Source organism: Acidilobus sp. (assembly GCF_049973875.1).
In the GTDB taxonomy this organism is placed as follows: domain Archaea; phylum Thermoproteota; class Thermoprotei_A; order Sulfolobales; family Acidilobaceae; genus Acidilobus.
Genome location: NZ_JBMFJI010000106.1, coordinates 1 through 626, shown reverse-complemented (window position 1 = coordinate 626; position 626 = coordinate 1). Strand labels below are relative to the sequence as shown.

The 626-nt window shown below is 42.3% G+C and carries 1 protein-coding gene; it reads left to right on the top strand.

The window, feature by feature from the left end:
* A partial coding sequence (locus tag ACP5H1_RS08555) for a type III-B CRISPR-associated protein Cas10/Cmr2 (protein WP_427974114.1) occupies positions 1-626 on the top strand: 626 nt, incomplete at both ends.

Below are 626 nucleotides of genomic sequence, written 5' to 3'. Positions count from 1 at the left end.
ATAATCATAGCTTAGTACCTGTAGCAGATACAAGAGTTCCGACTCACTCGGTATTTGACCACCTTCATGCTACCTCAGCCCTGGTTAACTGGCTAGTATGTGATGACGAGCCAAGAGGATACTTCGTTAAAATTGATATACCGGGAATCCAGGACATTATAAGTAAGGCCAGAAAAGCCTCCGACCTCTGGGCTGGGAGCTGGATAATCTCGTATCTTACATTCAAGACCGTAGAACCTCTTGCTTTAAGATATGGTGCTGATTTAATCCTTGAGCCGTTCATGGGGTTAAACCCGTTCTTCGTCTCAATGGTAATTAAAAAACTTGAGGAATCTGAAGATTATAAGTTATGTCCGAAATACAAAAACGCCGTCGAAAGAATCAAGAAGATTATACCTGAGTCCCTAAGAACTCCATACCAGCCAATGATGCCTGGCACTGTGTATCTAATGTTACCTCCCTCAATATTTCCTAATAGGGATTCTGTGGTCTCCGAGCTCAAGAAAAATTATGTTGATGCTTGGCAGAACCTGGTGAAAGCTGTTAAGGAAGTTATGCCTGAGATCCCAATCCACGTGTTGAATGACGTAAATATCGATAAACATCCAATAGCCCCCTTGAAGGTT